A 25,895-nucleotide genomic window follows, 5' to 3' on the forward strand; every position below is an offset into this window, starting at 1 on the left:
CGATACAAAGGGCTGGCTTAACGCCCCCTCTTCCAGAGCCAGGCCCCCACCAGAATCCCGACCCCGCACAACACGGCCACATAATAAGCAGGCCCCATCGCACTTTCCTTGAGCAACAGGCTGACGATCATCGGCGTCAGACCACCGAAAATCGCGTAGGCGACGTTGTAGGAGAACGACAGGCCGCTGAAACGCACCACCGGCGGGAACGCCTTGACCATCACATACGGCACCGCGCCGATGGTGCCGACCAGCAGACCGGTCAGGGCATACATCGGGAATAGCCAGTCGGGATGATCGGCCAGGCTGTGGTAGAAGGTCCAGGAACTGGCCAGCAATGCGGTACAGCCGATCACGAAGACTCGTCCCGCACCGAAGCGATCGGCCAGTGCGCCGGCAATGATGCAACCAAAACTCAGGAACACGATCGCCACGCTGTTCGCCTGCAGGGACGTGGTTGGCGAGAAGTGATAGACCGTCTGCAACACAGTCGGTGTCATCAGGATCAACACCACGATGGCGGCCGACAGCAGCCAGGTCAGCAGCATCGAAATGGCGATGGCGCCACGATGGTCACGCAACACCGCACGCAGCGGCACTTCTTCGGCCAGGGCCTTGCGCTGTTGCAGCTCGGCGAACACCGGGGTTTCGTGCAGCCAGCGACGCAGGTACACCGAGAACAGACCGAACACGCCACCCAGCAGGAACGGAATTCGCCAGGCGTAATCCGCTACTTCCACCGGGGTGTAGATACTGTTGATCGCCGTGGCGACCAGCGAACCAAGCAGGATGCCCGCCGTCAGGCCGCTGGTCAGGGTCCCGCAGGCATAGCCGATATGCCGTTGCGGCACGTGTTCGGAAACGAAGACCCATGCCCCCGGCACTTCACCGCCAATGGCCGCGCCCTGGATCACCCGCATCAACAGCAACAGGATCGGCGCCCACATGCCGATCTGCGCATAAGTCGGCAGCAAACCCATGATCAAGGTCGGCACCGCCATCATGAAAATGCTCAGAGTGAACATTTTCTTGCGGCCCAGCAGGTCACCGAAGTGCGCCATCACGATGCCACCCAGCGGTCGAGCCAGGTAGCCGGCGGCGAAGATGCCGAAGGTCTGCATCAGGCGTAGCCACTCAGGCATGTCCGCCGGGAAGAACAACTTGCCCACCACCGTGGCGAAGAACACGAAGATGATGAAATCGTAGAACTCCAGCGCGCCGCCCAGGGCAGACAGCGATAGAGTCTTGTAGTCGTTGCGCGTCAGCGGACGTGCGGGTTGATCTGGCTGCGCGATGCTCGAGGGCGCTGTGGTCATGGCAAGGGCTTCTCTTATAGTCGGATCTGCAACCTCAACAACGCTGGCTGAGGTTTGGGCAGGTCCGGCACGATAGCAAATTGTTCGAAAAAGCACATAGAGGTGCATTTTTGACAGTCAAAATGAGAACCGGACGGTCGTCGCGGAGTCTACCGACCGATATACTCAAAGCCTGCTCCGGTTTTTGAGGGGTTGCTGTGCGAAAGCGCCTGTCAGGTTCATAGGCGATTTCGCAGAGTTTCCCTTTAGGCGCCTGATGGAAAACGTGACGAACGTAGTATGTTCGGTGCTGAATCGTTTTTCCCGAAGACGGCTACCACCAGCAATACCAACGAAGAGTCACGGGTCAGAGGCCCCCCGGCATGATAGAACTCGAACAAGAAGATCCGATCCCGCAAGGCGACCTGGCCTTGCAAATCACCGCGCTCCCACGCGAAACCAACGGCTTTGGCGATATTTTCGGCGGCTGGCTGGTGGCGCAGATGGATTTGGCAGGCACCGCGATGGCCAGCAAGGTCGCCGGCGGACGCGTTGCCACCGTTGCAATCGACCGCATGGCGTTTCTGGTTCCGGTGGCGGTGGGCGCTCAGCTCTCCTTTTATACCCAGGCCCTGGAAATCGGCCGCAGCTCGATCAAGATGATGGTCGAGGTCTGGAGCGACGACCCACTGTCCAGCGAGTGGCGTAAAGTAACCGAAGCGGTGTTTGTGTTCGTTGCCATCGACGGCAGCGGTCGCACCCGTTCGGTTCCACCCCGGGCTCGCTGAAAGAACTTCTAAACCTGGTAGCCGTTTTGCGGTCGATAGTCGTCCACGTTACTGATCGAGAGCTGTCCCATGAGCACGCCCAATGTTGAAGCCGTAAAACTGGATGAACTGAACTGTTGGCGTATTCGCCACGGTCAGGCTGAATTACTGGTGGCCCAGCAAGGCGCGCACATCCTCAGTTATCAACTGGCCGGCCAGCCGCCACTGATCTGGCTCAATGACGAGGCCGTGTTCAAGACCGGCAAGAGCATCCGTGCCGGCGTGCCGGTGTGCTGGCCGTGGTTCGGCGTCTTCGACCGTAACCCGCAAAGCGTGCAGGCGATGCGCGTCAGCAATGAAGCGCCGTCGGCTCACGGCTTCGTGCGAGCGATGGATTGGGAGCTGGGCGGCATCGAAGCCGAAGGCGAAAGCCTGAAAGTCGAATTCCTCCTGCCCTACCCCGACGGCGGCTTTCCTGGCTGGCCGCACCAGGTGGACTTGAAGCTGAGCATTCGCCTCGACGAGCAGTTGCACATCCACCTGACCAGCCATAACCGGGGCGCTGAAACCGTCAGCATCAGCCAGGCGCTGCACAGTTACTTTGCCGTCAGCGATGTGCGCGAGGTGCATGTCGAAGGTGTGGGCGGTCTCAAGTACATCGAAACCCTGGATAACTGGAAAACCGTAACCCAGACCGGTGATCTGCGTTTTACCGGCGAAACCGACCGCATCTATCTCGATGCCCCGCCACTGCTGAGCATCGTCGATCCGGCCTGGGAGCGACGCATCGAACTGACCAGCTGTGGATCGCGTACGGCGGTGATCTGGAACCCGTGGATCGACCGCGCCGCTGCATTCAGCGACATGGCCGACGACGGTTGGCAGCGCATGCTGTGCATCGAGACGGCGAACGTGATGGGTGATGTGGTGAACCTGGCACCAGGTGCCAGCCATACCTTGGGCGTGAGCATCGCCAGCAAATCGCTCTAACACCACAAAACTGATGTGGGAGCGGGCTTGCTCGCGAAGGCGGTGTACCAGTCAACGATGATGTTGAATGTTACGGCCTCTTCGCGAGCAAGCCCGCTCCCACATTGGGTTTATGCCGGCTTGAGTGGCGCGTTACAGATCCGATTCCTTCACCACCCGCACCGTCGCCGCATCCAGCGCATACGCCGCATCCGCCAAGTCATTGCTGACCTTCTCGACCTTCAGCGTGCCGGTGACCCACAGCGGCGTGTAGATATCGTTCAGTTTCAGGCCCTTTGGATAGCGCACCAGCACCAGTTGGTTGGGCGGCGGCGGCGGCACGTGGATGCACGCGCCCGGGTACGGCACCAGGAAGAACAACGTACTGCGGCCCTTGGCATCGGACTCCAGCGGCACGGGGTAACCGCCAATGCGGATGTTCTTGTCGTTCATCGACGCAACGGTCTTGGTCGAGTACATCACCGCCGGCAAGCCTTTGGCCTGCTTCATCCCACCCTTGTCGGTGAAAGTGCCATTGGCCTCAGGGGAGTTGTGGTCGATTTCAGGCATGGCCTCGAGGGCCTTCTGGTCCGACTTGGGCATCAATTCGAGCCAGTCGGTTTCCGGCAGCTCGCCAGCATGGGCAAGGCCCGTTCCCAATAAAAGTAAAGTCAGCAGAAGACGGCGCATGAAAGTGCTCGGTATAGGAGTGATCAGAAAACGCCGAGCATTCTAGCCCTCCCGGCTTGTGCGACCGAGAGGACTTTGTCGCCTGGATCAGTTCTTTTTGATCAGTCCGTAGATCACCAGCAACACAACGGCGCCCACCAGCGCACCGATGAAGCCTGCGCCTTGACCAGCCTGATAAATGCCCAGAGCCTGGCCACCGTAAGTGGCCGCCAGCGAACCGCCGATACCGAGCAGGATGGTCATGATCCAGCCCATGTTGTCATCGCCCGGTTTCAGGAACCGCGCCAACAGGCCGACAATCAAGCCGATAAAGATGGTTCCGATAATTCCCATGGCATTTCCCTCAATATGGAGTGGTCATGCCAAAGCCTAGTCAGACTTTGGCATCCTGCCATGAGAGAACGGCGGTCCCTGAATGGTTCCGCCGCTGCCACATGAAACTATTCGGCGATTAGCGCTTCGACCTTGAGGATCTGCGCGGTCAGCGTTTCGCGATCCGCACAACGCAGGTTGGCGTGACCGACCTTGCGACCGACCTTGAACGCCTTGCCATAGTGATGCAGATGGCAATCGGCGATGCTCAGGACCTTCTCGGTCTCAGGCACTTTGCCGATGAAGTTGAGCATCGCGCTTTCGCCGACCTTGGCCGTCGAACCCAACGGCAGACCGGCAACGGCCCGCAGGTGGTTTTCGAACTGGCTGCACTCGGCGCCTTCGGTGGTCCAGTGCCCGGAGTTGTGCACTCGCGGGGCGATTTCGTTGGCCTTGAGGCCACCGTCGACTTCAAAGAACTCGAACGCCATCACGCCGACGTAATCCAGTTGCTTGAGCACACGGCTGGAGTAGTCTTCGGCCAAGGCTTGCAGCGGGTGATCGGTGCTGGCCACGGACAGCTTGAGGATGCCGCTGTCGTGGGTGTTGTGTACCAGCGGATAGAAGCGGGTTTCACCGTCGCGGGCACGCACGGCGATCAGCGAGACTTCACCGGTGAACGGCACGAAGCCTTCCAGCAGACAGGCCACGCTGCCCAGCTCGGCAAAGGTGCCAACCACATCTTCTGGCGTGCGCAGGACTTTCTGACCCTTGCCGTCGTAACCCAAGGTACGGGTCTTCAGCACCGCCGGCAGGCCGATGGAAGCCACGGCGTCGTCCAGATCAGCCTGGGACTGAATGTCGGCGAACGCCGGGGTAGGAATCCCCAGGTCCTTGAACATGCTCTTCTCGAACCAACGATCGCGGGCGATGCGCAGCGCTTCGGCGCTCGGATAGACCGGGACGAATTGCGACAGGAAAGCCACGGTCTCGGCCGGAACGCTTTCGAACTCGAAGGTCACCAGATCGACTTCATCGGCCAGCTGGCGCAGGTGATCCTGATCGCCGTAATCGGCTCGCAGGTGTTCGCCCAACGCGGCTGCGCAAGCATCCGGAGCCGGGTCCAGGAAAGCGAAGTTCATGCCCAGCGGAGTGCCCGCCAGCGCCAACATGCGACCCAACTGGCCGCCACCGATTACACCGATCTTCATCGTCAACAACCTCAGGCGATGCGTGGGTCTGGATTGTCCAGGACGCTGTCTGTCTGCTCAGCACGGAAGGTTTTCAGCACCGCGTGGAACTGCGGGTGCTTGGCGCCAAGGATACTCGCCGACAGCAGCGCCGCGTTGATCGCGCCCGCCTTGCCGATGGCCAGGGTGGCGACCGGAATGCCTGCTGGCATCTGCACAATGGAAAGCAGCGAATCAACCCCCGAAAGCATTGCCGACTGCACCGGTACGCCCAGCACCGGCAGGTGGGTCTTGGCCGCACACATGCCTGGCAAGTGGGCCGCGCCGCCAGCACCGGCGATGATCACCTCGATGCCACGCGCCTCGGCTTCTTCAGCGTACTGGAACAGCAGGTCCGGGGTGCGGTGGGCAGAAACCACCTTCACCTCGTAAGGGATGCCGAGCTTTTCCAGCATATCGGCGGTGTGGCTAAGGGTGGACCAATCGGACTTGGAGCCCATGATCACGCCAACCAGTGCACTCATCGTCGTGCCTCTTCTCTCTGGGCGCCCTCAGGCGCATCAAAAAACAACAAGCCACGCAGGATGCGTGGCTTGATTGTACGAATTATGGCCGGTCGTAACCGGCCGAAGGCCGCGCAGTATACCGCAATACGACAGATAAACAGCCCCTGTCGCGACCATCTGTCATCTGGGGCCAAACAGCGGTTTTATTGATTTGAAGGTCAAGAATTTTAGTTAGTAATGAAGCCTCGAAGATCACTAACAACTTCAAACCAATAAACTTCGATCACTGCCCTGCGCAATACTTTTTAAAACACTATCAAAAGCAAACCCACGCGCCGGATGATATATAACTGCACGACAGTTATTTTTAATAATCGCACCAACCCATTTATAGATGCGTCAAATCCCCTCACATAGTTTGAAGGCGGATTCACAATGAGATATCGGAATGCAAAACCCATTGATGAAATTCATGACTTTTATAGCTGCATTACTTTTGAGCCTCAATATTCACGCTAACGACAGCCCGCCGTTGAAAGATGACCGCCTCGATCCAATTCGGATTTACTTCATCTTCCATGACGACATACCGAAATCAAAAAGAGACAGCATATATGGTGATTACATTCATCCTTTCATTGAAGAGTTTCAAAGCATCACCGGGCGCAAGGCCCATGTGGTTTTTGATGAATACATAGCCCCATACAGTAACTTCAAATACAGAAGTTCCGACCAAGAGAAAGTAATAAAGGAGTGGAGTGAACTTGCCTGGCAATACAGAAAGAAAAGAAATGATGATAAGGAATTTCGAGTGTCTGGCAACGACAGAGTGCTTTTGATCACTAACGATATGATTAACGGCCATCCCTTTTTCGGAGGCGTTGGAGGTATCGCGGATGCACAACCGGGAAGAGCCGCCATTGCGTCTCTTGATTTAAAGCAAGGGATCGGCCATGAACTGGGGCACACCTTCAACGCCGATCATGAAGATGGCGAAGTTTTGTATGACGGTTGGTGGTGCGAAACCTTCATGCTCCCACCCCTGCAACTCAGGTCGAATTGCATGGTATTTAGCGATGCAAATCGAAAGCGCATCAAGGACTATGTAGACAGCCTGTATTGAAACTTCAACGCCCCCCCAATTTCAACTCGAGCCATTTATGACTTGAAAAACCAATGGATTATATTATGTCAAAACGACCGATCAAGCTTACCGTCTTCTTGCACGAAGACCTGAACAATATTAACGAAGACTGGCTGCATCAAGAGTATTTCGATTGGCTGGAAGATACGATTTCACGCATCTCCGGCCGTACAATGGACGTTATTTTAATACAACCTTCAGATGCCCCAACATTAAGTAGCTTCAACTATAAATCCGAAAATTTGGAGCTCTTGATAAGTCAACTTCAAGACACTCTCCTTACCCATCTGGAAAATCAAGAGAGCGACACTAACGATGCCACTATCAACAAGTATTTGCTATTAACGCGCGACGACATCAATAAAAAAACGCTGGGTATTGCTCAAAGCCAAGGTGCGCTAGGAATTGCCTCGATCACATCGAAATTAACTGCATCCCATGAGGTTGGGCATATGCTCGATGCCGAGCATGAAGATAGCGATGAAAACGTTTCCACCTACTACGGAACCTACAAATCGATAATGTACGAAACCACAGGAAAGTCGGCGTTTGTCTTCAGCAAGAAAAACCAAGAGAACATTCGCAATTACCTCAATCAGCTCCCTTGATCTGATTGACGCCGTTTTCGACAGATCAAGGCCAACTCGATTGGCCTTGATCACGCTTCACCCTCAGGAGGCAGAGCCCGCCGCTCCGCCCTCCAACTTGCGCCACAACAACCGCACATTGGCCTTGCGCACCAACGCACACCGATACAGGCGAATCTCCAGCGGCACATGCCATTGCGGGCCGCCACAGACCACCAGCTCACCGCGCGCCAGCTCGGCGCGCACGCTGAGTTGCGGCACCCAGGCGATGCCCAGGCCTTCAAGGGCCATGCTTTTCAGGCTGTCGGCCATGGCGGTTTCATAGATAGTGGTGAAGCGCAGTGCCCGTTGGCGCAGCAACATGTTCACCGAACGACCGAGGAACGCACCGGCGCTGTAGGCCAGCAACGGCACGCTGCCTTCGCCTTCCAGATCGAACAGCGGCTTGCCCTCGGCGTCTGCCGCGCAGACCGGCAGCATCTCGGTGTGGCCAAGGTGTAGCGAGGGGAAGATTTCGGGGTCCATCTGCATCGCCGCATCCGGGTCGTAGAACGCCAGCATCAGATCGCAGCCGCCTTCGCGCAAGGCATGCACCGCGTCGCCGACGTTGGTCGCCACCAGCCGAGTGGCGATGTTCAAACCTTCGTTGCGCAACTGCGCGATCCAGCGCGGAAAGAAACCGAGCGCCAGGGAGTGCGCGGCAGCGACCTGCATCACTTCGCCCTGCCCGCCCTCCAGGTGATGCAGATGGCGCAATACTTCGCCCAGCTGTTCGACCACGGTGCGCGCGGTGACCAGAAACAATTGCCCTGCCGCCGTCAGCTCCACCGGCGTGCGCGAACGGTTGACCAGGGTCAGCCCCAACGCGGCTTCAAGGCTGCGGATTCGCCGACTGAACGCCGGCTGCGTCACAAAACGCCGCTCGGCGGCCTGGGAGAAACTGCGGGTGGCGGCCAGGGCACTGAAGTCCTCCAGCCATTTGCTTTCCAGATTCATCACGTCCTCCCGGACACGCACCAATTTAGGTCACACGTTCGCCGTCAGGCCGGCGTCACACGGGCATTATGCCGAATGTGCATAGGCTAGTGCTTAACAGCATTGGCCCAAAATTCTGCACAAGCCTAGCATTCACAGCGTTCCGGCACAGACCGGGTCCATATTGAGATGATTTCCATCATGTCCTCCGCTGCATCATTCCGCACAGAAAATGACCTGCTTGGCGCCCTCGAAGTACCGGCTCAAGCGTATTACGGTATCCAGACCCTGCGAGCGGTGAATAACTTCCGCCTTTCGGGCGTTCCGATTTCGCACTACCCGAAACTGGTTGTCGGTCTGGCCATGGTTAAACAGGCCGCTGCCGACGCCAACCGTGAGTTGGGTCACCTGAGCGAAGCCAAGCACGCCGCCATCAGCGAAGCTTGTGCACGTTTGATCCGCGGCGACTTCCACGAAGAGTTCGTGGTGGACATGATTCAAGGCGGTGCTGGCACTTCGACCAACATGAATGCCAACGAAGTCATCGCCAACATCGCACTGGAGGCCATGGGTCACCAGAAAGGCGAGTATCAGTACCTGCACCCGAACGACGACGTGAACATGGCGCAGTCGACCAACGACGCCTACCCGACAGCGATCCGTCTGGGTCTGTTGCTCGGTCACGACGCCTTACTCGCCAGCCTCGACAGCCTGATTCAGGCATTCGCGGCCAAGGGTGAAGAATTCAACCACGTCCTGAAGATGGGTCGTACCCAACTGCAAGACGCCGTTCCGATGACCTTGGGTCAGGAATTCCGTGCGTTCGCCACTACCCTGGGTGAAGACCTCGCACGCCTGAAGACTCTGGCACCGGAAGTGCTGACGGAAGTTAACCTGGGCGGCACCGCGATCGGCACCGGCATCAACGCCGACCCGCGTTACCAGCACCTGGCTGTTCAGCGTCTGGCAGTAATCAGCGGTCAACCGCTGGTACCGGCCGCCGACCTGATCGAAGCCACCTCCGACATGGGCGCCTTCGTGCTGTTCTCCGGCATGCTCAAGCGTACCGCGGTCAAGCTGTCGAAGATCTGCAACGACCTGCGCCTGCTGTCCAGCGGCCCACGCACCGGCATCAACGAGATCAACCTGCCGGCGCGTCAGCCAGGCAGCTCGATCATGCCAGGCAAGGTCAACCCGGTTATTCCGGAAGCGGTCAACCAGGTAGCGTTCCAGATCATCGGTAACGACCTGGCCCTGACCATCGCGGCCGAAGGCGGCCAACTGCAACTGAACGTGATGGAGCCGCTGATCGCCTTCAAGATCTTCGACTCGATCCGCCTGCTGCAACGCGCCATGGACATGCTGCGCGAGCACTGCATCGTCGGCATCACCGCCAACGAAGCACGCTGCCGTGAACTGGTCGAGCACTCGATCGGCCTGGTCACCGCACTGAACCCGTACATCGGCTACAAAAATGCCACCCGCATCGCCGGCCTCGCCCTTGAAAGCGGCCGTGGCGTGCTGGAACTGGTGCGCGAAGAAGGTCTGCTCGACGAAGCCATGCTCGCCGACATCCTGCGCCCGGAAAACATGATTGCTCCGCGTCTGGTGCCTCTGAAGGCATAACCCGACGCATTACTTGTAGCACCGCTCACCAGGTCGAGGGACTAGACACCTCTCACCTTTTGAGGGCTTGGAGATCAATCTCCAGGCCCTTTTTTTTAACCATTTGCCAGTGAAAACCGTATGTCTGGGGACTGACCAATGTGGGAGCGGGCTTGCTCGCGAAGGCGGTGGCACATTCAACAATGACGTGTCTGATACACCGCTTTCGCGAGCAAGCCCGCTCCCACCAAGAGCAGTTCCCACATAGCCTGACAGCAAAAATGTCAGGTGTTTCAAAGGCTTCGTTTCACCGCATGCACCACAACCGTGCAGACGGACGGCACTGTCATCGGTATAGTGCCGCCCCTCTTCGCATGAGCGGTCGTCGGTAGCGAGGCCACAACCCATGCGAAACCCGAACTAATAACAAACCCGCGATATGAAACCGGGACGAACTTCGTACCGCCCATTGTGCCGTGCGCCAAGGGGTGTAACTCGATGTGTCTGTCCGGCCAGCATTGTTGCCTACACAAAAAACAGCGAGGAATAATCCATGCTCGAAGTCATTAACGACTTCCTCTCAGGGAAAGTACTGATCGTGCTCATTGTCGGGCTCGGTAGCTACTTCACGATCCGCTCGCGTTTCGTTCAATTGCGTCACTTCTTCCACATGTTCGCGGTGTTCCGCGACAGCCTCAAAAGCAGCGCCGGGCAACTGAGCTCGTTCCAGGCCCTGATGCTCAGCCTCGCCGGCCGTGTCGGTGCGGGCAACATCGCCGGTGTCGGCATTGCCGTGACCCTCGGTGGCCCAGGTGCGGTGTTCTGGATGTGGGTGACCGCGCTGGTCGGCATGTCCAGCAGCTTCTTCGAATGCTCCCTCGGCCAGCTCTACAAGCGCTGCGATTCCGAAGGCCAGTTCCGCGGTGGCCCGTCCTATTACATCCAGCACGGTTTGCAAAAACGCTGGTTGGGCATGCTGATGGCGTTCCTGTTGCTGGTGACGTTCGGCTTCGCCTTCAACGGCCTGCAAGCCCACGCTGTGACGCACTCGCTGAACAACGCGTTCGGCCTCGACACCACTTACACCGGCATCGGCCTGGCCGTGCTGCTGGGCCTGGTGTTCATCGGCGGGATCAAGCGCATCGCCAAGGTCGCCGACCTGTTGGTGCCGGTGAAAACCCTGGCGTACATCGGCGTGACCATCTACGTGATCGTGCTGCAGTTCGACCAGGTGCCGGACATGCTGATGACCATCGTCAAGAGCGCCTTCGGTCTGGACCAGGCTTTCGGCGGCCTGATCGGCAGCGCCATTATCATGGGCGTGAAGCGTGGCGTGTTCGCCAACGAAGCAGGTCTGGGCAGTGCACCTAACGTGGCGGCGGTTGCAGCGGTCGAACACCCGGTGGCGCAAGGCGTGGTCCAGGCGTTCAGCGTGTTCCTCGATACCTTCGTGATCTGCACCTGCACCGCGTTGCTGATTCTGCTCTCCGGTTTCTACACCCCTGGCTTCGAAGGCGACGGCATTGCCCTGACCCAGAACTCGCTGGCCGCCGTGGTCGGTGACTGGGGCCGGATGTTCATCTCCGTAGCTCTGGCATTGTTCGTGTTCACCTCGATCCTCTACAACTACTACCTGGGTGAGAACAACCTGCGCTTTTTGATCGGTGAAAACCGCAAAGCGCTGATGGGCTATCGCGCGCTGGTACTGGTGCTGATTTTCTGGGGCGCCATCGAAAACCTCGGCACCGTGTTCGCTTTCGCCGACATCACCATGACCATGCTCGCGTTCGTCAACCTGATCGCGCTCTTCCTGCTGTTCAAGGTCGGCATGCGCATCCTGCGTGACTACGATGACCAACGCGCCGCCGGGATCAAGACTCCGGTGTTCGACTCCGCCAAGTTCCCGGATCTGGATCTGGATCGCCAGGCGTGGCCGGCCAACCCGCCTGCCGCTGTCGGCAAGACTGAAGTTGAGCCGCAAGGCGTACCCGCAGCGCAACGCTGACAGGTGAATGACGGGCGCATCGCGTGCGCCCGTCAGTTAAAGTTCGAAAAACTGTGGGAGCGAGCTTGCTCGCGATGGCGCACTGTCAGTCAATAGAGCGATGTCTGACATACCGCTATCGCGAGCAAGCTCGCTCCCACAGGAACTCTTCCTTTCGGAGAATCTTCATGAATTCGTCGACCTATCCCGCCGCTCAGCCCGTCATGGTGCTCTACACCGGCGGCACCATCGGTATGCAGGCCAGCGCCAACGGCCTGGCCCCGGCGTCCGGCTTCGAAGCGCGGATGCGTGACTATCTGCACAGCCAGCCTGAGCTGGTGGTACCGCAATGGCGTTTCCGTGAAATGTCGCCGCTGATCGACAGTGCCAACATGACCCCGACGTACTGGCAGCAGTTGCGTGAAGCAGTGGTCGATGCGGTGGATGTTCAGGGCTGCGACAGCGTGCTGATCCTGCATGGCACCGACACCCTGGCCTACAGCGCGGCCGCGATGAGTTTCCAGTTGCTCGGCCTGCATGCCCGCGTGTGCTTCACCGGCTCGATGCTGCCGGCAGGTGTAACTGACAGCGACGCCTGGGAAAACCTCGGCGGCGCGCTGGTTGCGCTGGGCCAGGGCCTGGCGCCGGGCGTGCATCTGTACTTCCATGGCGAACTGCTGGACCCGACCCGTTGCGCCAAAGTACGCAGTTTTGGCCGTCATCCGTTCAAGCGACTGGAGCGTCAGGGTGGCGGTATGAAAGCGCCTTCGCTACCAACACAGTTGAACTACAACCAACCCAAACAATTGGCGAACGTCGCAGTGCTGCCGTTGTTTCCCGGCATTAGCGCCGAGGTGCTGGATGGATTGCTCGACAGCGGCATTCAGGGCCTGGTGTTGGAGTGCTACGGCAGCGGCACCGGGCCGAGCGACAACCCCGGGTTTCTCGCCAGCCTCGGTCGTGCACGGGACAATGGCGTGGTGGTGGTTGCCGTTACCCAATGCCATGAAGGCGGTGTGAAGCTCGATGTGTATGAGGCGGGCAGCCGGTTGCGTGGAGTTGGCGTGCTGTCCGGTGGCGGCATGACCCGTGAGGCGGCGTTTGGCAAGTTGCATGGCTTGCTGGGAGCCGGACTCGAAGCTGCCGAGGTTCGCCGTCTCGTTGAACTCGACCTCTGCGGCGAATTGAGCTGACACCACACAACACACCTGTAGGAGCGAGCCTGCTCGCGATGGACAAGAGATCGCCGCGGGGTGTCAGGCTGCCAGCGTTATCGTTCACGACCATCGCGAGCAGGCTCGCTCCTACAGTTTTGTGCCTCGGCATGCAACTTGCTGCGTTCCAGCTATCCCAAGGCTGGAAGCTGCCATGCTCCACTCCCACCTCACCACCCTCAATGCCGTCTCCCTGGTACTCGATGCCTTCAAGGCACAAGGCTTGTCCAGCGAAGCACTGCTGGCCGGAAGCGGCATCAGTGCGGCAGATCTGAACCGTGCCGACACGCGTATCACCACCAATCAGGAAATGCAGGTCTGTGCCAACGCTGTCGCGCTCAAGCGTGACATCGGCCTGGAACTGGGCCGGCGGATGCACGTCTCCTGCTACGGCATGCTCGGTTACGCCTTGCTCACCAGTGCCACCTTCGGTGACGCTTTGCGTCTGGCGATGCGTTATCCGGCGCTGCTGGGAACACTTTTCGAACTGAGCCTTGAAGACGATGGAGAACGCATCTGGTTCGCCGCCGCCGATTACCGCGAGAGCCCGACCATGGCGGTGTTCAACGCCGAGTTCTGCCTGGTGTCGCTGAAAGTCACCTGCGACGACCTGCTCGGCCATCCTTTGCCCTTGCTCGGCGCACGCTTCGAACATGCCGCGCCCGACTACGAGACAAGCTACGCCGAACACTTCGATTGCCCTGTGCACTTCGGCGCGCGCAACAATGCCTTCGCCTTTGACAAGCGCTGGCTCGACCAGCCGTTGCCGCTGGCCGATGTGATCACCCATCAGGCCATGGCCGAACGTTGTCGCAAACAGAACATCGAGTTCACCGGGCGCCAGGCCTGGCTCGGGCGGATCCGCCAATTGCTCAGCGCGCAACTGAATGCCGCGCCCGGGCTGGAGGGGCTGGCCGAGCAAATGAACTGTTCGGCGCGGACCTTGCGCCGGCATCTCAAGGACATGGGTTGCAGCTACCAGGAGCTGCTCGACGAACTGCGCTTCGAGCAGGCCAAGCAGATGCTTTGCGAGGATCAATTGCCGATCTATCAGATTGCCGAAGCGTTGGGCTTCAGCGAGACCGCGAGTTTTCGCCATGCCTTTGTGCGCTGGAGTGGTGTAGCGCCGAGTCAGTTCCGGCCCTGAGGGCTGTAGTGACCGATCTGCCGCCATCGCGAGCAAGCTCGCTCCCACAAGGGGTATGCGTCTTACAAAAAAATCGCGGGCACTGAGGCTCACCTGTGGGAGCGAGCTTGCTCGCGAAGGCGGCCGCGAGAGCTCCGCATTATCAAGGGGCGAATTTCGGTCAAATGTTTTGGCCATATCGATCCCCTTTTGGCCTTTCCTGCCGTTCTCCGATTCGCCGTGCGCCGCAACACTGGGGGCAACCGAATCAGCCCTGCGGAGAACAACAAATGCTGACGATCTACTCTGACGATCACCACCTGCACCATGGCCGCTGCGAACTCATCGACGGCCAGCTCAAGCCGTGCTTCGAGATGCCATCGCGCGCCGATCATGTGCTGCAACGCGTGCAGAACCAAAACCTTGGCCCAGTCGAAGCGCCAAAGGATTTCGGTCTTGAGCCCATCGCGCGCATTCACAGCCGCGACTACCTCGACTTCTTCAAAGGTGCCTGGGCACGCTGGACCGAGTTCAACACCGACGGTGACCTGCTGCCCTACACCTGGCCTGCACGCACCTTGCGTGCGATCAAACCGACCAGCCTGCACGGCCAACTCGGCTATTACAGCTTCGACGGCGGCGCACCGATCACCGCCGGCACCTGGCAAGCGGCGTACAGCGCAGCACAAGTCGCGCTCACCGCCCAAGCTGAAATCCAGCGCGGCGCCCGTTCTGCTTTCGCCCTGTGCCGTCCACCGGGACACCACGCCGCCAGCGATTTGATGGGTGGTTATTGCTACCTCAACAACGCCGCCATCGCTGCCCAGGCGTTCCTCGATCAGGGCCACAAAAAAGTCGCGATCCTCGACGTCGATTACCACCACGGCAACGGCACCCAGTCGATTTTCTACGAGCGAAGCGATGTGCTGTTCACCTCGATCCACGGTCACCCGGAAGCCGAGTTCCCGTTCTTCCTAGGCTATGAAGACGAACTGGGCGAAGGCGCCGGTGAAGGCTTCAACTTCAACTACCCGTTGGCCGCCGGTTCAGGCTGGGATACCTGGAGCGCAGCGCTGGAACAAGCCTGCAAAGAGATCGAAAGCTATGGCGCCGACATCGTCGTGGTGTCCCTTGGCGTCGATACCTTCAAGGATGATCCGATCTCGCAATTCAAACTCGACAGCCCGGATTACCTGGCCATGGGCAAGCGCATCGCCGGCCTCGGCAAGCCAACGCTGTTCGTGATGGAAGGCGGTTATGCGGTGGAAGAAATCGGCATCAACGCCGTGAACGTACTCGAAGGCTTTGAAAGCGCTCAGTGAGGAAAACAACAATGAACAGACTCAAGCGCTTTATCGCTCCCGCGCTGTGCGCCACGCTGCTCGGTGGTGCCGTGCACGCTGAAGAACGCACGCTGCGCGTCTACAACTGGTTCGACTACATCACCCCCAAGGCCCTGGAAGACTTCAAGGCCCAGAACGCCCAGACCAAACTGGTCTACGACATCTTCGACACCAACGAAGCACTGGAAGCCAAGCTGCTGACCGGCAACTCCGGCTACGACGTGGTGGTGCCGTCCAACGTGTTCCTTGCCAAGCAAATCGAAGCCGGCGTATTCCAGCCCCTGGACCGCAGCAAGCTGCCGAACTGGAACCACCTCGATCCCAAGCTGATGAAGCTGATCGAAGCCAACGACCCGGACAACAAATTTGCCGTGCCGTACATGTACGGGACCATCCTGATCGGCTTCAACCCGGACAAGGTCAAGGCAGCCCTGGGCGCCGACGCGCCGGTAGACAGCTGGGACCTGATCTTCAAGGAAGAAAACATCAGCAAGCTCAAGCAGTGCGGCGTCGCCCTGCTCGACTCGCCCTCGGAGATCCTGCCGCTGGCCCTGCAACACCTCGGCCTGGACCCCAACAGCAAGAAGCCTGCGGACTATGACAAGGCTGAAGCACTGCTGATGAAGATCCGTCCATACATCACCTACTTCCACTCGTCCAAGTACATGGCCGACATTGCCAACGGTGACATCTGTGTCGCAGTCGGCTATTCCGGCAGCTTCTCGCAAGCCGCCAATCGCGCCAAGGAAGCCAAGAATGGGGTGGTCGTCGACATGCGTTTGCCGAAGGAAGGCGCGCCGATCTGGTTCGACATGCTGGCGATTCCGAAGGGGGCGAAAAACCCCGAAGACGCCTACACCTTCATCAACTACCTGCTACAGCCGCAGGTGATTGCACCGGTCAGTGACTTTGTCGGTTACCCGAACCCGAACAAGGACGCCACGGAACTGGTCGACCCCGCAATCCGCAACAACCCGAACCTGTACCCGACCGATGCGGCGATGGGTACGCTCTACACCCTGCAACCGCTGCCGCGCGATGCCGAGCGCGCGCGGACCCGGGCCTGGACCAAGATCAAGTCGGGCACCTGATAACCGACGCGGGTTTATCCTGACCTGCGCTTGCGCAGGTCTTTTTTTTGCCCGCGATATTTATTTACCGCCAACGCCGCTATACCCGTCGCTACTTTGCAATGGACCGCGCACCGAACCTTCCACGGTGCCTGCTACCCTCACAAAGGATGTGACCATGACAAGTACCTCCAGCCCTTCGTCTGAAACCAGCCTCCCCTCTGATCAAGATGCCCTTCTCACCCAATTGGTAACCGGCCCCTCGATCAGGGAAGTCGCCACACATGCGCTGCAACCAGCCCTGAAAGCGCTGTACCCGAATTTGCAAATCGATCCCCGCCTGGCCATGGTGGTGACGCCGACCTGGATCTTGCACAATGGCAGTGTCGAGCCCGGGCCAAGGCACTTCGAGTCGCTGACAGACGCACTGGTGCGCCATGGCGTAGCGCGAACACCCGTGGTCTACCTCGACGGCGAGCACTACCTCACGCTGCAACCCCAGGAGCAGACACCGGCGCAACTGCCCGTCAGCATCGATGCCATCGGGCGTCTGCTCAACGAGTTGGCGCCGCTGCTGTTTGTCGCGTTTCAAGAGCAGCAGGTCGATTACTGGAACCAGTTCACCCGCGCATCGGCTCCACGCTGGCAGGCACTGTCCAAATCCTTGCGCGACCTGTGGAACATCGAAGCCAACCCGGACTGGGACAGCGACCAGCACGCCATGGCCGGCAAGCTTTTCGCCTACCCGGACAAAAACGCACGTCGTGCGCATGACCCTTATCAGTCACGCGCCTGCCTGATCGACCTGGACGGCCAAAGCGGCGCGGCTTCGACGCACATTAACATCGTCGACACGGCAGTACTGATCGGGACGCTGGGTAGCCGTACCCTGGTTCTCACTCACACCATCACCCGTGGCTTCCAGGCGTTTGACTCCTTGCAGGAACTGGGCGCGTCGTTGCTGGCCGACACCGATGGGCAAGTACAGGGAAATGTCCTGCATTGGCGCTTGATCGAACCGCCGGGCAATTATTTCGACCGCCTGGCGTGCAACCTGATAGCTCTGCAGGCCGATGCAATCGGTGCGCTGGCCAACGAACCCGCGGCGGCAAACCTGGACCTGGCGCCCCACGTCAGCCGTACGACCAAAGAACTCGACCCGACGGACAAACAGTCATCCTCGCGATTCAATCAGGTCGAGCAATCGCTGCCAGACTGGATGGCCGATGCGTCATCCACTGATCTCACCGCTTACAGCCGTCATCTGATGGATCTGGTGACGGTGCGCAATCAGAACGCCGGGAAGTCCTTTCTGGACGGGCTCAAACCGATCCGCGAATTTGCGCTGGATCGATTGCGCGAAGTCATGCTCGAGCAACATGCCGATGCCGCACATCTGAACCTGGCGGACATCGAGATCGTGGTCGATAGCCTGGTGGTCTGGGGCAGCTTTGTGCCAACGGTGGACCCTGAGCGCACCACCCTGAGCCTGGTCGACCTAGCGCTGCAAAACCTGATTGCCCTGCCGCAAGGCAACAAGTTCGTACGCAGTTCCAGCGCCGCCGCGCTGCCGCAGTGGATGACGGTGAGCTATCTGGAGGAACTGATTACACGCGTCGACATCGGCCAGAACTACCCGGCGCTGATCAAAAGCAAACTGCTCGCCGACCCCGTGGAAAACCTGCGGCGTCAAAACCTGTTCACCAGCCATTTGCGCGTCGAGTTACCGCTGCTGGCCTTGCAGCTGAAGATTCGCAAGCAGCATGGCATCGACGAAACCGGTTATCGCTATGTCGCCGCCGTGGTGCAAGTGCTCGACGCAAATCGCTGGGTGGATGGCCAGGAAATCGTGATTCGCCCACTGGCCTTCGCGCCAGGCTGGCGCATCGGTGGCGCCGCCGATGAAGTGACCAACATGTTCGTGATCGGGCCCCGGCAGACGGATAAGGGACCGTGCTTGCTTTACCGGCCAATGCTTGAGCAACCGCTGAGCCAGTATCCAACGCCGGCCAATTTGGTCTACGCCATCAAACACTCGCCGACGTTGCGCCATTCCGTTCTCGCCTGGCTGTCGGACGACGCCCGCGCCAACTACGCCAACTATGCGTTCACCGGGGACCGACCTTCGGTCTGGAGCATTTCTCAACTGCTGGCCGACCCGCTGACCTCCCTGCAAATGAGCGGCCCGATTTCCCTCGGCTTGCGGGTTCTCAGCGGCAATTACCTGGCCGTCCTGTACAAGGCCAACGTCAATGCACTGGTCGAACTGGCGCAACGGCAATCGTTGTCCAGCGCGCAAAATCGCTGGGCGATTTTCAAGCGGACAGCCTGGACGCTGCTTAACGCGGCGCTGCCCTTTCTTGGTCGAACCGTCGGGACGGCCGCCTGGATCTGGCAAGTACTGGATGACTTGCAGCAAACCCTCGATGCTGCCGACAGTGGCGACCAACAGCAGCAGAAATCAGCCATGACCGACCTGTTGCTGACCCTGGCCATGGTGCTTGCCCATCACGCCAGTACGCGTAATCCGCCTGCGCGCAGGGCCCAGGAAAAGCCCATTGCAACAGCGACCGAGCGACCGGAAAAACCGGCCCGACAACCTGTGACCGTCGTGCAATTACCCGACATCGTCAGCGAGCCCCCTCCTGTGCAACATCGCCAGACAGTGGCAACCGATGCGGCCTTGGACCTGACAAAAACCCTGGATCAGTTCAAGGTCACTCCACCCGAACAGCTCACACCGCCCGATAGTGGTAACGGCGTCTATCGCCACCTCTATCGAAAGGAAAACACCTTTTATGCGCCGGTGGGCGAGCGCTGGTTCGAGGTGGCCGTCGAGGACACGGGCGAAGTGTCGATCATCGACTCTCGTCAGCAGCCCGTTCGCAGCGGTCCGGCGCTGATCAGCAACCAACGGGGTGACTGGTTCGTCGACACCCGCCTGCGCCTGCGCGGCGGCGGTCTGTCGAGCCGACGCAAGGCACTGAAGCAACAAAACCGTGCACGCATCGCCGAACTCAAGAAGCAACTGGCCGAGTTTGACAATGAACGCGAGCGGGCACGTACAGAGCTGACGGACGCCCACAACGCCATGAAAAAATCAGTCGGTGACGAAGCACTGTCGGCCGCGCAAACGCAGTTCCTCGAGAAGCTCGAGCGCCGTACCCAGGAATACGCCGCCCCTATCGAGCAGTTGAAATCGCTGAACCTGCTCGAAACGGTGCCCAACTACCGAACCGCCATGGTCGAGATGCTCGGCACTCAATTGTTCTTCAACCAGACGTGGCTCGATCAGCACAATGCAACGTTTGCGCAGACCTTGAGGGAAAGCCTGGCGCTGCTCGATGCCGAGGAAACGGCAGGCGGGACCGGTAATTCTGCAACCTACCGGAAAATGGTCGACCTGACCGAGGGTGTGATCGGCAAAATAGAGTTTGCCCAATCGCGGCTCCATGACTTGAGTCGACTCGGTAGAAATGCTGCGGAAGTGGCCAGTACCTACCGGGCAAAACTGCCCGCTTTCAGCGTTAACGATCTCAAGGCGCTTCAGGTTTCGCTGGCCCGCGACGTCTGTCTGAAAGAAGGTAACAGTGCCGCGCTGATCGACGCCCGGGGCGCGTTCGAGCGCTTGCTCGATACCACCAACCTGGTCATACAGACCTCGCAAGAACTGATGCTGCAAAACAGTGCCTGGGCGGCAGTCGAACGTATCGAAGGCCTCAACGGCATGCTCGAACAGTTTGCCGCTATCGACCAAGCCTTTGAAGACTTCAGCCTCACCCACAAGGACGCGGTTCTGGAGCAACCGTTCAAACACGTACGTACACGGATCAGTGAATTCCAGCAGGACACCGAAGCCAATCTGGCGCAACTGCTGCGCGAACAACGGCCGGTAGAACCCCGACCCGGCCCATCAAAGCCCGCATCGGCATCGCGCAAACGGGTGGTCAAGACACGCTTCAAGGGTACGGTTGTGGGCGAAGTGCGTCCCTCTGCATCGGGAGAGCCGATCCTGCTGGATGTGAAATCCCCCTTGACCGGCAAAGTGATCGCCACCTTTCACGAAAAAACACCCGGCGTCTGGATTGAGCGCGTGCAACCCCGACGTCGCCGCCCAACCGTCCAGGCGCCTGACCTCGACACGCAAATCGCTCAAGGCCAGACACTGCTCGACGGTGTGGACAACTTCATCCGGCAAACCGAAGCGAGCGCGAAAAAAACCGGCCGTATCCCGGTGGAAATCGAAGAGTTGTTCCAGCACAAAGCCGAGCAGCTCGACAAAAGCGCGAAGACGCTCGAGCAGACCCTGACCGCTTCGAATACGACCGACACCACGACAACACTGGGTGCTGACTTGAACGCGGCACGTGATCGACTGTATGCCGAGGGCTACCGGATCCGGGTCGAGATGATCAAGCAACAGCCGCCCACGGCCGCCCGCATCGAATGGCTATCAAGCAAAAATGAAATCGATGTCGTGCGCAGTGGTGAACGACGCCGACTCAAAGGCCCACGCAAGGATTACCTGCAGGAGTACGAAATTCGCGAGCGAGGCACCGGGCAACCGTTGTGGTACGCCCATTTTCACTACGCCGCTTCTGATACGCCTGTCGAGGCGTTTACCGCCGCCCATTTGAAACTGCGTGATCAACGGATGATGGCCGGAGGGAGCGACCTTAATTCCGCTTCCAGCAGCCAGGTGATCGCCATCTATCGCAGCGCGATCAGCCCGCAACTGGCGCGCTCACTGTTCTTTTCGTAAGCCGCCACGTCAAAAAGGAAAATGACGATGACAGACCACCCAGAGAATACCCAAACCCCCGGCTTGCTAAAAAAGAGCCAAGTGAATTACCAGACCAGCAGGGGTCCCACTGTCGATAGCGTCGCCGCGCTGTTACTGCGCCAAGCGCTGAAGGTGCTGCAACCCGAGCGCGAGATCGGCCCCCGACCAAACCATGATCGGCACGCCTCAATGGCGGGTCCGCGACGGCACGCTCGTGGCCATGCCCACACAGTTCGAGTCGCTGACCCAGGCGCTGGTCCGAGCTCGGAGCTCAATGGTGCCGCCGTCCAGCTACGCGCTCAAGGCATCGGTATTCGCGCCAGCCTGATCAAGGATCGACAGCCCCGACAGGCGTACTTGCAGTGGCTGCTGGACAACGACCAGGTCCGTATCGTCCGCAACGAACAGGGACGAATCAAGACCAAAAAGCGCAGGGATTATTTCCAGGAGTACCAGGTGCTAGACACCACCAACAAGGATCAGCCTCTGCGGCTTGCGCACTTTCACTACGATTCGCTTGATGCGCCGATGGAGCAGTTCACGGCGGCGCACCTGAAAATCGCCGAAGCACATCTGCAGCAGTTCACGACCGAACGCCGCCAGGTACTCACGACTCTGGCGCCAATCGACTACGTGCTGCGGCGTATCAGCGACCCGAATCTGCTCCTCAAACTCGAAACTCAACCCTGATGAACGACTGCGGGCGGACTGCTGGTCCGCCCGCTTCATCGAGCGCGCCACGCCTCTCGCAATCGCTCCAGCGCCGCCTCGACCGACTTTTCGGGCACCGCCGCAAAGCCCAGTACCAACCCGGCGCGTTGATCGAAGGGCGTGGTGGATTCCGGCAGCCAATAGCTGCTCAAACCGTTGATCTCGACATCGACACTGCGCGCCAATTCGATCAGTTCCTGTTCGCGCGCCACGCTTTCGACTGGCACGGTCATGTGCAACCCGGCAGCGACTGTGGGCAACGGGCCAACGCCGGGGATATCCAGCGGCCAACCACTGAGCAGCGTATTGCGCCGACTCAGTGCCGCACGGCGCATGCGGCGGATATGCCGCTGGAAGTGTCCGGCCGCCATGAACTCGGCCATGACTGCCTGCGTGCTGACCTCGGAGTGGCGCACATCCACGGCACGACGCTGGGAAAACGCGTCCACCAGCCCCATTGGCAACACCAGATAACCCAGGCGCAACGCCGGAAACGCGACCTTGCCGAACGTGCCGACATACAACACTCGCCCATGACGATCGAGTGCCGCCAAAGGCGCCAATGGCGCACCGCTGTAGCGGTACTCGCCATCGTAATCATCCTCGACGATCCAGCCTTGGGTGCGCTCGGCCCAGGCCAGCAACTCCAGACGGCGAGCGAGGCTCATCACCACGCCAGTCGGGTATTGATGTGACGGCGTGACATAGGTCAGGCGGCAATCACTGAGCCCCGCCAGCTCACCGCAGTTGATTCCCTCGCTATCCACCGCCACCCCGTGCAAGCGCGCCCCGGCCACGGCGAAGGCATGACCCGCCGCACGGTAGCCCGGATTTTCGATCGCCACCCCATCGCCCGGCTCCACCAGTAGCTGTGCACAAAGGCTGATTCCCTGCTGCGCACCACTGGTGATCACAATTTGTTCAGCCGTGCACTGCATGCCCCGCGAGCTGCGTAGATACGCCGCGATCATCCCCCGCAAGCGCGCATCACCTGCAGGGTCGCCGTAGCACAGCTGCTGGAAATCCGGTTTACGCCAGAAAGCCGCATTCAGCTTGGCCCAGACCTCGAACGGAAACAGATCGAACGCCGGAACACCAACCCGAAAAGCCTTGGGCGGACCACTGGGTGGCATGGGTAAATGGTTCTTTTCAACGCGAGTCAATGCACCACTGTGGATAACTTTGCTGGATGAATCCACAGGTAAATCGAGCCGATTTGTGGATAAGGTTGTGGGTAAACCTGTTGAAAACCCTGTGGATACTTTTGTGGATAGTTTTTTTGCCGGCACGGTTGCCTGGGGCAGTTGCGCGACATAAGTCCCATCGCCTACCCGCCCTTCGATAAACCCTTCAGCGTAAAGCTGATCGTAGGCGCGCACTACGCTGTTGCGGGAAATCGCCAGCGCGGATGCCAGGTCACGACTGGCAGGCAGACGCGTACCGCTGGCCAGTCGCCCGTCCAACACACGCGTGCGCAATGCCTGGTAGAGCTGACGACTCAGCCCCTGGCGGCGATCAAGTTCGATACCTGCCGGGTTGAAGGTCAGGGACAGTGGTTCGCTAGTCATCACAATGGACCTATGAAATTGGTCATTAATGGCTCTTACAACAGACCAATAGCCTGCCTAGGATGCAGACATTCGCCAAGGGAAATATCTCCATGTACACGCCACGTGCTTTTGCCATCGACGAGTTGTCCCAACTGCATGAACTGATCCTCGCCACCCGTCTCGCCATATTGGTGACCCACGGTGAAAGCGGCCTGCAAGCCAGCCATGTACCAGTGCTGCTGCATTGCGAGCAAGGCTCGAACGGCACGTTGTACGGGCATCTGGCCAAAGCCAATCCACAGTGGAAAGACCTGCGCGACGGCGCCGAAGCCCTGCTGATTTTTGCCGGTGCCGACGCCTACGTCAGCCCTGGCTTCTACCCGAGCAAGGCCGAACACGGCAAAGTCGTACCAACCTGGAATTACGTCGCCGTCCACGCCTATGGTCGCGCCGAAACATTCAGCGATGGCGGGCGGCTGCTCGACATCGTCAGCACCCTCACCGATCGTCATGAGACCGGCCGCGCCCAGCCGTGGTCAGTGGCCGATGCCCCCGCCGATTACATCGACGGCATGCTCAAGGCCATCGTCGGTTTCGCCATTCCCATCGACCGCCTGGAAGGCAAGCGCAAGCTCAGCCAGAACCGCAGCCCCGCCGACATCGCCGGCGTGCGCAAAGGCCTGGCCGCCAGCCCCGACCTCAACGACCAAACCCTCGCCCAATTGATGCGCTAAGGAAATCACCATGAGTCAGATCGACATTCGCCAAGTCACCGCCGGTGATCACGCGGCATGGTTGCCGCTGTGGCAAGCCTACCTGCGCTTCTACAACACCGAACTTGCAGATACCGTCACTCAAAGCACCTGGCAGCGCATGCTCGACCCGAGCGAACCGACCCACGCCGCCCTCGCCTGGGCCGATGACAAAGCGGTGGGCATGGTGCACTTCATCTACCATCGTTCGAACTGGGCAATCGAAAACTCCTGCTACCTGCAAGACTTGTTGGTGGTCCCGCAAACCCGTGGTACCGGCGTCGGCCGCCAGTTGATCGAGTTCGTCTACACCACAGCCAAGGCCGACGGTTGCAACAAGGTCCACTGGCTGACCCACGAAACCAATGCCACCGCGATCCAGCTCTACGAGCGCATCGCCGAACGCCCCGGTTTCATCCAGTTTCGCAAAGCCATCTAGGTTCAAGGAGAACAACATGTCGATTTCACTCGCCGACTGGAAAGGCGTCCCGCCCCCCACGACTCAACTGCTCGAAGGGCGTTACATCCGCCTGGAAAGACTCGACCCGGCGCGCCACGGCGACGACCTGTTCAAAGCCCTGCAAGGCCCGGGCGCTGACCCGAAGTTGTGGGACTACCTGCCTTACGGCCCCTTCCCGGAGCGCAGCGTCTTCAACGACTGGCTGAACAACCACGCGACCAGCAGCGATCCGTATTTCTTCAGCGTGATCGACCGCGTCAGCGGCGAGGTCCAGGGCATTCTCAGCCTGATGTCCATCGTCCCGGCCCAGGGCCGCATCGAAATCGGCCACGTCACCTTCGGCGCCCCGATGCAGCGTTCGCCGAAAAGCACCGAGGCGGTTTACCTTCTGGCCAAGGAATCCTTTGCCCTGGGTTACCGTCGCCTGGAATGGAAATGCAACAACGCCAACGCTCGCTCCAAATATGCTGCCGAGCGTTTGGGCTTCAGTTTTGAGGGTGTGTTCCGCCAGCACATGGTGGTCAAGGGGCAGAACCGGGATACGGCGTGGTATTCGATCCTGGATTCGGAGTGGCCGGCGATTGGTGCGGGGTTTGAAAAGTGGCTGAGCGATGAGAACCAGACCGGTTCGGGGCAGGTGAAGTCGTTGGTGGAGTGTCGCGGGTAATCGACACCCACTTCACTGATGGGACACAGTACCTGTGGGAGCGAGCTTGCTCGCGATGGCGGCATCACATTCAGCAATTGTTGAGACTGATGTTCCGCTATCGCGAGCAAGCGCGCTCCCACAGGGTTTTCAGGCACGGATTTGCAGGCATAAAAAAAGGGGAGCACATGCCCCCCCGAGGTATAAAGCGTTGTA

The 25,895-nt window shown here is 59.4% G+C and carries 22 protein-coding genes; 15 read left to right on the forward strand and 7 right to left on the reverse strand.

Annotated features, from left to right (window positions below; all coding sequences use genetic code 11):
• Positions 1-17 precede the first annotated feature (17 nt).
• Entirely contained in the window at positions 18-1,316 is a 1,299-nt protein-coding gene (locus PspS34_RS27800; protein ID WP_154860876.1) for an MFS transporter, read from the reverse strand.
• Positions 1,317-1,678: 362 nt separating this feature from the next.
• Between PspS34_RS27800 and PspS34_RS27805 the strand changes: the two genes are divergently transcribed.
• The gene (locus tag PspS34_RS27805) at positions 1,679-2,083 is read left to right on the forward strand and encodes a hotdog domain-containing protein (RefSeq protein ID WP_007942704.1); all 405 of its coding nucleotides are present in this window, start codon (positions 1,679-1,681) and stop codon (positions 2,081-2,083) included.
• A 69-nt stretch (positions 2,084-2,152) separates the two neighbouring features.
• A complete protein-coding gene (locus PspS34_RS27810; protein WP_154860875.1) occupies positions 2,153-3,052 on the forward strand; it encodes a D-hexose-6-phosphate mutarotase in 900 nt (299 codons plus the stop codon).
• A gap of 132 nt (positions 3,053-3,184) precedes the next feature.
• On the opposite strand, the gene PspS34_RS27815 is transcribed toward PspS34_RS27810, so the two are convergent.
• The 4 genes from PspS34_RS27815 to purE form a co-directional block, all read right to left on the reverse strand.
• Positions 3,185-3,721 carry a DUF3299 domain-containing protein gene (locus tag PspS34_RS27815; protein ID WP_090452186.1) on the reverse strand — a complete coding sequence of 179 codons (537 nt, stop codon included), beginning with the start codon at positions 3,719-3,721 and terminating at the stop codon, positions 3,185-3,187.
• Positions 3,722-3,808: 87 nt separating this feature from the next.
• Positions 3,809-4,054: a GlsB/YeaQ/YmgE family stress response membrane protein gene (locus tag PspS34_RS27820; protein ID WP_150812713.1), complete on the reverse strand. Its 246-nt coding sequence runs from the start codon at positions 4,052-4,054 to the stop codon at positions 3,809-3,811.
• 107 nt (positions 4,055-4,161) lie between these two features.
• Entirely contained in the window at positions 4,162-5,244 is a 1,083-nt protein-coding gene (locus PspS34_RS27825) for a 5-(carboxyamino)imidazole ribonucleotide synthase (protein ID WP_150812712.1), read from the reverse strand.
• A gap of 11 nt (positions 5,245-5,255) precedes the next feature.
• Entirely contained in the window at positions 5,256-5,747 is a 492-nt protein-coding gene (gene purE / locus PspS34_RS27830) for a 5-(carboxyamino)imidazole ribonucleotide mutase (RefSeq protein WP_046038893.1), read from the reverse strand.
• A gap of 430 nt (positions 5,748-6,177) precedes the next feature.
• Here purE and PspS34_RS27835 point away from each other — a divergent pair, with 430 nt between their 5' ends.
• The gene (locus PspS34_RS27835) at positions 6,178-6,852 is read left to right on the forward strand and encodes a hypothetical protein (protein ID WP_154860874.1); all 675 of its coding nucleotides are present in this window, start codon (positions 6,178-6,180) and stop codon (positions 6,850-6,852) included.
• Between the two features lie 65 nt (positions 6,853-6,917).
• The gene (locus tag PspS34_RS27840) at positions 6,918-7,481 is read left to right on the forward strand and encodes a hypothetical protein (RefSeq protein WP_154860873.1); all 564 of its coding nucleotides are present in this window, start codon (positions 6,918-6,920) and stop codon (positions 7,479-7,481) included.
• Positions 7,482-7,544: 63 nt separating this feature from the next.
• Here PspS34_RS27840 and PspS34_RS27845 read toward each other — a convergent pair whose 3' ends face one another.
• On the reverse strand, positions 7,545-8,456 hold the full coding sequence (locus PspS34_RS27845) for a LysR substrate-binding domain-containing protein (protein WP_090452193.1): 912 nt from the start codon (positions 8,454-8,456) through the stop codon (positions 7,545-7,547).
• 180 nt (positions 8,457-8,636) lie between these two features.
• Between PspS34_RS27845 and PspS34_RS27850 the strand changes: the two genes are divergently transcribed.
• The 8 genes from PspS34_RS27850 (at position 8,637) to PspS34_RS27885 (ending at position 22,250) form a co-directional block, all read left to right on the forward strand.
• Positions 8,637-10,061: an aspartate ammonia-lyase gene (locus PspS34_RS27850; protein WP_046038891.1), complete on the forward strand. Its 1,425-nt coding sequence runs from the start codon at positions 8,637-8,639 to the stop codon at positions 10,059-10,061.
• Positions 10,062-10,593: 532 nt separating this feature from the next.
• Positions 10,594-12,045 carry an alanine/glycine:cation symporter family protein gene (locus tag PspS34_RS27855; protein WP_090452195.1) on the forward strand — a complete coding sequence of 484 codons (1,452 nt, stop codon included), beginning with the start codon at positions 10,594-10,596 and terminating at the stop codon, positions 12,043-12,045.
• Positions 12,046-12,212: 167 nt separating this feature from the next.
• The gene (locus PspS34_RS27860; protein ID WP_154860872.1) at positions 12,213-13,217 is read left to right on the forward strand and encodes an asparaginase; all 1,005 of its coding nucleotides are present in this window, start codon (positions 12,213-12,215) and stop codon (positions 13,215-13,217) included.
• A 175-nt stretch (positions 13,218-13,392) separates the two neighbouring features.
• Entirely contained in the window at positions 13,393-14,385 is a 993-nt protein-coding gene (locus tag PspS34_RS27865; protein WP_090452197.1) for an AraC family transcriptional regulator, read from the forward strand.
• A 269-nt stretch (positions 14,386-14,654) separates the two neighbouring features.
• Positions 14,655-15,686 carry a histone deacetylase family protein gene (locus tag PspS34_RS27870; protein ID WP_150812706.1) on the forward strand — a complete coding sequence of 344 codons (1,032 nt, stop codon included), beginning with the start codon at positions 14,655-14,657 and terminating at the stop codon, positions 15,684-15,686.
• A gap of 11 nt (positions 15,687-15,697) precedes the next feature.
• Positions 15,698-16,798, forward strand: a complete 1,101-nt coding sequence (locus PspS34_RS27875; protein WP_154860871.1) for a polyamine ABC transporter substrate-binding protein — start codon at positions 15,698-15,700, stop codon at positions 16,796-16,798.
• A 157-nt stretch (positions 16,799-16,955) separates the two neighbouring features.
• Positions 16,956-21,539 (forward strand): DUF6543 domain-containing protein, encoded by a 4,584-nt coding sequence (locus PspS34_RS27880; protein WP_154860870.1) that lies wholly within the window; start codon positions 16,956-16,958, stop codon positions 21,537-21,539.
• 27 nt (positions 21,540-21,566) lie between these two features.
• Entirely contained in the window at positions 21,567-22,250 is a 684-nt protein-coding gene (locus PspS34_RS27885; protein ID WP_154860869.1) for a hypothetical protein, read from the forward strand.
• A gap of 35 nt (positions 22,251-22,285) precedes the next feature.
• On the opposite strand, the gene PspS34_RS27890 is transcribed toward PspS34_RS27885, so the two are convergent.
• Positions 22,286-23,839, reverse strand: a complete 1,554-nt coding sequence (locus PspS34_RS27890) for a PLP-dependent aminotransferase family protein (protein ID WP_154860868.1) — start codon at positions 23,837-23,839, stop codon at positions 22,286-22,288.
• A gap of 92 nt (positions 23,840-23,931) precedes the next feature.
• Between PspS34_RS27890 and PspS34_RS27895 the strand changes: the two genes are divergently transcribed.
• From PspS34_RS27895 to PspS34_RS27905, 3 genes are read left to right on the forward strand one after another with little or no spacing between them, the layout of a single operon-like run.
• On the forward strand, positions 23,932-24,555 hold the full coding sequence (locus PspS34_RS27895) for an FMN-binding negative transcriptional regulator (protein ID WP_154860867.1): 624 nt from the start codon (positions 23,932-23,934) through the stop codon (positions 24,553-24,555).
• Between the two features lie 10 nt (positions 24,556-24,565).
• Positions 24,566-25,012 carry a GNAT family N-acetyltransferase gene (locus PspS34_RS27900; RefSeq protein ID WP_154860866.1) on the forward strand — a complete coding sequence of 149 codons (447 nt, stop codon included), beginning with the start codon at positions 24,566-24,568 and terminating at the stop codon, positions 25,010-25,012.
• A gap of 16 nt (positions 25,013-25,028) precedes the next feature.
• Entirely contained in the window at positions 25,029-25,700 is a 672-nt protein-coding gene (locus tag PspS34_RS27905) for a GNAT family protein (RefSeq protein WP_154860865.1), read from the forward strand.
• Positions 25,701-25,895 lie beyond the last annotated feature (195 nt).

This window comes from Pseudomonas sp. S34, from assembly GCF_009866745.1.
GTDB classification, from domain to species: domain Bacteria; phylum Pseudomonadota; class Gammaproteobacteria; order Pseudomonadales; family Pseudomonadaceae; genus Aquipseudomonas; species Aquipseudomonas jessenii.